The organism is Paratissierella segnis (genome assembly GCF_014385195.1).
In the GTDB taxonomy this organism is placed as follows: domain Bacteria; phylum Bacillota; class Clostridia; order Tissierellales; family Tissierellaceae; genus Paratissierella; species Paratissierella segnis.
On the sequence record NZ_JACRTG010000024.1, the window covers coordinates 1 to 6654 of the forward strand.

A 6654-nucleotide genomic window follows, 5' to 3' on the forward strand; every position below is an offset into this window, starting at 1 on the left:
GTTTATCCATTAAACTTATCATCCCCTAGCCTCCCTATGAATTGTCATAGGGTTATTATATATTTCTTCTAGAGGAATTTTCAATTAGAATTTGGGGTACTTTTAGAATATCATATACAGAATTTGCCAAGCAAATCTTATAGATTGCAATGTAATCAAATATATACTTTAATAAAGAAAAAATATTATTTAAGAGCAGCAGAGCTTTTATCAGAACTTGAAAAATATTACCTTAAAACAGATAATACTTTAGCTATATTACAAACTTATTCACTAAAACTTATATTGATGGAAGAATGTAATTCTAATGAATGGATTGAAGAGACAAGAAAAACTCTGCCCATTTTTAAAGAAAATATAGATAAAAATAAAGAGCAAATAATAACCCATATTTTTAATATTTCTATGGGATGTTTTAATAGGAAAAAATATAATCTAGCATTTGAACTGCTATCATTTGTACTAATAGAATCAGATGAACTTTTTTTACCTACAGCAATTTACTTAAATAATATATCTACCATTACAGGTTTAGATATACCTCAACAAGCAAATAAAGAAGAGTACCCTGTGGAAAATTTCCCAAAAGAATTTAATATTATTTATAATTTCTATCTTCTTAAAAATAGAGGTTCACCACCTGAAGAATTAGAAAATTATATTTTCGAGAACATCCGCCCTATTTTTATTAATTGTTCAGATGATTCACTTTATCAAACTTTCCTTATTGAGTTAGAGAAATGTGTATCTATAACTGGACATAAAAATTTGATCTATCAATATAATAGAATAAAAACACGTTCTATTAAATCTTAATTATTAACACAATCTAACTCCAAGTAAGTTTTTCCAATGTAATATGACTGCGGTACCATTCATCATTTTCTAAAAGGACTTCAGGAGAACCAACATTTTTAACTTTACCGTCTTCTAATATAACTACTGTGTCACTGGCAATCATAGAAGATAAACGGTGGGATATGGATAGTATTGTATGAGCATCCCTTGTCTTTTGCAATACAGAGACTATTTTTTCTTCAATTATAGAATCAAGATTTGCTGTAATTTCATCTAGCAAAAGAATAGGAGGATTAGTTACTATAGCTCTAGCTATTGCTAAAAGTTGTTTTTGTCCCTGTGAAAAAAGAGTGTCACTGTCTACCATAGTATCTAGTCCATTTTCCAAAGATGCTACATATTCTGTAAGCCCTACAAAATCTATGACCTCTTCTATTTGTTCTCTCGTAATACTCTCATCCTGCAAACTTATTTGATCTCCTACTGTTCCCTTTATTATGTGAAAACTTTGATCAACATACCCAAATATTTTACGTTTCTCAGAGTTCGGTATGTCGTAAACATCAATGCCATTTATTGTAATGCTGCCCTTTGTTGGCTTTAAAAGCCCCATTATAAGCTTAAATAATGTGGTTTTCCCAACTCCTGTTCTTCCTACAAATGTAACTTTCTCATTTTGTTTTAAGACAAGATTAATATTTTGGATAATATCTAAGCCTTCTTCATATTGAAAAGTAATATCGTTAAAAGATAATATTACATCTTCACCTTTAGGAATGATATTTTCTGCCCTTAATTCATTCTTCTTAAAGTCATCTTCAGGTTCATCGAAAAAGTCATTTACTCTTTTAATGCCTGATATGGCCTGTTGAATATTTTGTAGTTCCATGCCTAGACTCTCAATTGGTGCAAATAAGTTAGATATTAATTCTATTGATGCTGCAACCATACCTAGAGATATACCTAAATAGTTTAATTGTTTTGATGATAGTACTACAATGAAACTAATAACAGCAGCACGAATAAGTTGAATTATTGGAGAGTATACAGAGTCATAAAAATTAACTTTTTCAACTGTTTTATAATTTTCAAGTAAATATTTTGTGTAGTTCTCTTCCATATAATCTTCCTTGCTGTAGGATTTAATCATCTGTACATTTTTTAAGCTTTCAGAAATATGATTATTTACTTTGCCCACTAATATTCGATTCTCAATCTGTGCCTTAAGCATTCTTTTTTGAAAAGCCCTTGTAATACTATAAATAGCTGGCAATAGTAATAGGGTTACAATGCCAAGCTTGCTACTAAACATCCAAATTGAAATTACAATACCTATAATCTTAAAACAATCAACTATCATTCCAACAATACCACTTGTAAATAGTGAATTAATTGCATCAACATCATTTGTAAATCGTGAAACTACTGTTCCTGAACTATTAGTGGAAAAAAACATTGCATTTATTCTTTCAAGCTTTTTTATCATCTCACTTCGTATTTCCTTTGTAATCTTTAGTCCCAAAATTGTAATAATAGCCTCTTTAAAAAAATTAAATACCCCAATTAAAAACAGAATACCAATATAAGCAAAAGCAAAGGTAAGTAACTTATCAAATTTCTTTGGTACAAGGCTTTGGTCAATAATATTTTTTAAAATTTGAGGAGGAATTAAACTTAAAACAACAACACCACAAATAACAAATACTAATAAGATAATAGTCCATATATTGCTTTTTATTACCTTAAATACTGACTTTTTTATTGTGCTCATCATTGTTCCCTCCCTCTGTGTTCTGTAAATTATATATTGTAGAATAGAGTTCTGATTTTTTAATAAGTTCATTATGTGTACCATAATCTACTGTTTTGTCATCATTTAAAAGAATAATCTTATCTATTCTGTTAAAAATAGCTAAACGGTGTGAAATTAGAATAATTAAACTATCATTGTAATTATTTTTTAAGTTTTCAATAATTTTTTCTTCCGTCTTCATATCAACAGCAGAAAAAGGGTCATCCAATATAATAATTTTATTTTTATTGTTAAGTGCTCTTGCAAGAGCTATCCTAGCCTGCTGTCCCCCGCTTAATTTTATTCCACTATTTCCAACTAGCGTATTCTGGCCATTACGCATTGCCTCTAAGTCTTTATCAAAACAAACATCCTTTAAAACAGAAGTAATATCACTTTTGCTTCCCAGGGTTATATTGTTATATATGGTATCTGACAGCAACTGGGGTTTATGCCCTAAATAAGAAATCATTTGGCTTCGCTCATATTCTGAATAATCCTTTAATTCCTTGCCATCTATCTTAATGCTTCCTACATAAGGGTATAGACCTAGTAAAGATATTCCAAGGGTAGACTTACCAGAAGCAATAGAACCTGTTACTCCAATAATTTCCCCTTGTGACCCTGTAAAATTAACATTTTCGATAATATTTCCCTTACCATCTTCATAAGAAAAACTAAGATTTTTAACAGATAGTAAAGTACAGCTTGTATCTATATTAGAAGAAGTGTCTTTGATTTTGTATTCTTCAAGATACGGTTTTATACGCTTCCATGAAACCTGTGATTTTTGTACAGAATTAAATAGCTTTGCTGCTTTACTTGCCTTAAAAGCCATAGCAGTAAACATAGCAACATAAGTAGAAAAAGCCCCTACAGTCCAACCACCATTAATAACTTTTGTACCTCCTAGATAGATTACTATTATAATTCCAAGCATAGCAATAACATTGTATATAGGCTGCATAGAGTTTTCTAATATATTGGCTTTTATTGCCTTATCTTGCAAATCCTCTAATTCTTCTATATACTTCACACTATTTTTTGATTCCATACCATTTACTCGATAAATCATTGAATTTTCAATTGCATCATAAGTAATATCAGCCAACTCACTGCTTTTTTGGCGATATTCCTTTGAATATTTATAAATAACAGTTTTTAACTTTTCAGCAAGTACCATAGCAATGGGAACAAAAATAATAGACAATATAGTTATTTTAACATCATAAACAAGCATTGATATAATATAAGTAACCATAAGGACGCCAGTATCAAATACTTCAGTGGTGAACTTTCGCATACCCTCAACACATAAATCAACATCTGAAATAGCTCTCGTCATTAGATTCCCAGTATTTTCATCGTCTAGTTCAGAAATGCTTTTGTGCATAATATTGTTATATATCATAAGCCTCATAGTAGCACTGGTACTATTAGCAAAACGCCTTATATAAAACCGCTTAAAATATCGTAAAAGTTGATTAATTCCTATAAGGAGTGTATAGGTAATTGCAAGAATTATTACTGAAGATAGGCTATTCCCATAGGCAATAGAATCTATTAGTTTTCCCTGATATATAGGTCCTAAAATAATTGTAATGTTATAAGACAATCCAAATATTACAATTAAAGCCACAACAAATTTTTCTTTTTTCCAATAATTTACGATTTTGTCAGGCTGTTTCATAGGCTCAATCTTCATTTTTGACATAGTATTATCATCTCCTTAGAAGAATCCAATATAATTACATAAGCTATACCATATTACTCCATCCTATCATAATAACACAATTCCATTACTAAAGTGATATATGTGATAAATATATCACCTTTGCCCATGTAAATCAATAAAAGTATGGCAACAAAAAACACAGGGAACTCCCCTTATGTTCCTGCGTTTTAAGACGTACATCTTTTTTAAGGCATGAACAAAAATGTTTATCCCTTTATGATATATTTAATATATAAAGAAAAAAAGGAAGGTAATGTATGTAAATGTCAACTTAAAAATGTACAATTATTAGAATTAATTATTGCTACATTTTTAACTTTCTAATAAATCAATTTTTCCTTTTAATCTATAAGAAGGTCCAGTAATTTTAATAATTTTTGAATGGTAGATTAATCTGTCGAGAATGGCGTTAGCCAATGTTACATCAGAGAAAACCTCGCCCCATTTACTAAAAGGCTGATTTGTAGTAATTATAGTTGAATTCTTTTCATACCTCTTATTTATCGATTGAAATAGTAAGTTGGCCCATTGTTTATCAATTGGCAAATAGCCTATTTCATCAATAATTAACAACTTATATTTAAAAAAATGTTATTTATTTGATTTAATATATCTTTCCGTAAAACATCCCCCCAATCATTTTAAAATATTATACTAGAAAAATGTACAAATCTGTAAATCTGTGTATTTTTGTGTATTTTCATTTTATCATTTACACCAAGCAAAAAACCAGTTAGGATTACATATTCAATCCCAACTGGTTCTAATTTAAAATCCATCGTCCTCTATTGCTCAGTCATGCAGAAAAGCCTGTATGAAGTATCCCGCATAAAATCTTCAAATTCTGGAACATCTGTATCATTTGATGCAAAGCACACTATAAAAGGCTGCTTTGCATACACTATGCCCACATCATGAGTTGTTTCCTCCTCTTCTCCAGTTTTATGAGCAACTTTAAAATCATAAGGCAGCCTAGCTGGTATCTTGCTGTTAATCTGCTGCTGGAGCAGAATGTCCTCAAAAAACTCCGAAGTTTCTTCGTTAATCAAAGTCCTTTTATATATCTTTTCAAGCAGTTCACCCATCTCTTTAGGAGTGAATACATTCATAACGCCCCTGCTTTCACTTTCAAAATCGTAAAGCTGCCTATTCAGCCTGGTTTTTTTCATACCAAGCTTATCAAAAACACCCTTCATTTTTTCAATTCCGAAATACTCTGCAAGAACATTCGCGGCAGTATTGTCACTTATGGTAATCATCAACTTTGCCAGTGTCAAAATATCAATCGAAGGTTCGCCTGTCATATGCTGGACCGCACCACATCCAGGTATTTTATCACTCTCTGAAATTTTGATTTTCTCGCCGAAGTCCACATTATTATACACTTTTTCATAAAGCATTGCCGCAAGAAGCGGAAGTTTGAAAATACTGGCAGCACGAAATAGTTCATCTTCATTAAATCCCACAGTTTCGTCTGTAACAAGATTTTTGTAATAAAAACCCACCTTTCCACGCATACCTTCCATTTTATCAAAAAGCTCATTCCACATAATTATCGTCCCTTTCTTCCTTTTCTCAATATTTTCCCTGATTTTGCACCTGTATGGACTCCATTCTCTGCAGTCAGAACCCCATTTACATACACTTTTAAAATACCTTTGCAGGCGGATTTTGGAGAGTTGTAATCCGGAGTGTCCTGAATATTCTCAAAATCCAGCAGAACCAAATCACTCCACATCCCTTCCTTGACAAGACCTCTGTCAGGAAGCCCAAGACGTGCCGCAGGCAAACCCGTCATTTTGTAAATGGCAGTTTCCAATGGAAAAAGTCTTCTGTCCCTGCAATAATGTGCAATGACTCTTGGAAATGTTCCATACCATCTGGGATGCGGCAATCCGGGATAATCCATAGAAGCAGCATATCCATCGGAACCAATCATAGTAAACCGCTGAGACATAATATACTCGATATCCTCTTCGCACATGCCATAATTCACTTCATTGACTCTTCCTTTTTCCTCAACAATTAAATCGAAACACGCATCTGCAGGATCCACACTTCTGATTTCTGCAATCTCAGCAATAGATTTTCCTATGGTCCAGGCATTTTTTTCACTTTCGGCATAGGATACGAAAATATCACCCCATCGTCCAACATGGCTTGCATTGCTCTCAGCCTTAAGCTGCTCTCGGATTTCCGAAGTCTGAAGCCTTTGAAGCATTTTCTCCATTCCCCCTTCAAAGCCCCAAAGAGGAACATTGCTATCCATGGTTGTGGAGGATGCGTTGTATGGATATTGATCAACTGTAACGTCATATCCCTCCCGCCT

5 protein-coding genes and 1 pseudogene are annotated in these 6654 nt (G+C 32.1%); 1 reads left to right on the plus strand and 5 read right to left on the minus strand.

What is annotated here, in order from left to right; genetic code table 11:
• Window positions 1-123: 123 nt before the first annotated feature.
• Complete coding sequence (locus H8707_RS10190) at window positions 124-816, plus strand: hypothetical protein (RefSeq protein WP_262430040.1); 693 nt, start codon at window positions 124-126, stop codon at window positions 814-816.
• A 13-nt stretch (window positions 817-829) separates the two neighbouring features.
• Here the strand turns inward: H8707_RS10190 and H8707_RS10195 are convergent, their stop codons facing one another.
• The 5 genes and pseudogenes from H8707_RS10195 to H8707_RS10215 form a co-directional block, all read right to left on the minus strand.
• Complete coding sequence (locus H8707_RS10195) at window positions 830-2569, minus strand: ABC transporter ATP-binding protein (RefSeq protein WP_262430041.1); 1740 nt, start codon at window positions 2567-2569, stop codon at window positions 830-832.
• On the minus strand, window positions 2541-4304 hold the full coding sequence (locus tag H8707_RS10200) for an ABC transporter ATP-binding protein (RefSeq protein WP_262430042.1): 1764 nt from the start codon (window positions 4302-4304) through the stop codon (window positions 2541-2543). The genes H8707_RS10195 and H8707_RS10200 overlap by 29 nt, the downstream gene beginning before the upstream one ends.
• A gap of 333 nt (window positions 4305-4637) precedes the next feature.
• Window positions 4638-4901: pseudogene (locus H8707_RS10205) on the minus strand (ATP-binding protein); the annotation flags it as partial.
• 209 nt (window positions 4902-5110) lie between these two features.
• Entirely contained in the window at window positions 5111-5875 is a 765-nt protein-coding gene (locus tag H8707_RS10210) for a serine hydrolase (protein WP_262430043.1), read from the minus strand.
• A 2-nt stretch (window positions 5876-5877) separates the two neighbouring features.
• Window positions 5878-6654, minus strand: a 777-nt coding sequence (locus H8707_RS10215) for an amidohydrolase family protein (RefSeq protein ID WP_262430044.1), incomplete at its 5' end; no start/stop codon positions are given.

Excerpts from the sequence above, each read along its gene's own strand:
- H8707_RS10210 (WP_262430043.1), bottom strand. The coding sequence starts at position 5,875 with ATGTGGAATGAGCTTTTTGATAAAATGGAAGGTATGCGTGGAAAGGTG.
- H8707_RS10200 (WP_262430042.1), bottom strand. The coding sequence starts at position 4,304 with ATGTCAAAAATGAAGATTGAGCCTATGAAACAGCCTGACAAAATCGTA.
- H8707_RS10195 (WP_262430041.1), bottom strand. The coding sequence starts at position 2,569 with ATGAGCACAATAAAAAAGTCAGTATTTAAGGTAATAAAAAGCAATATA.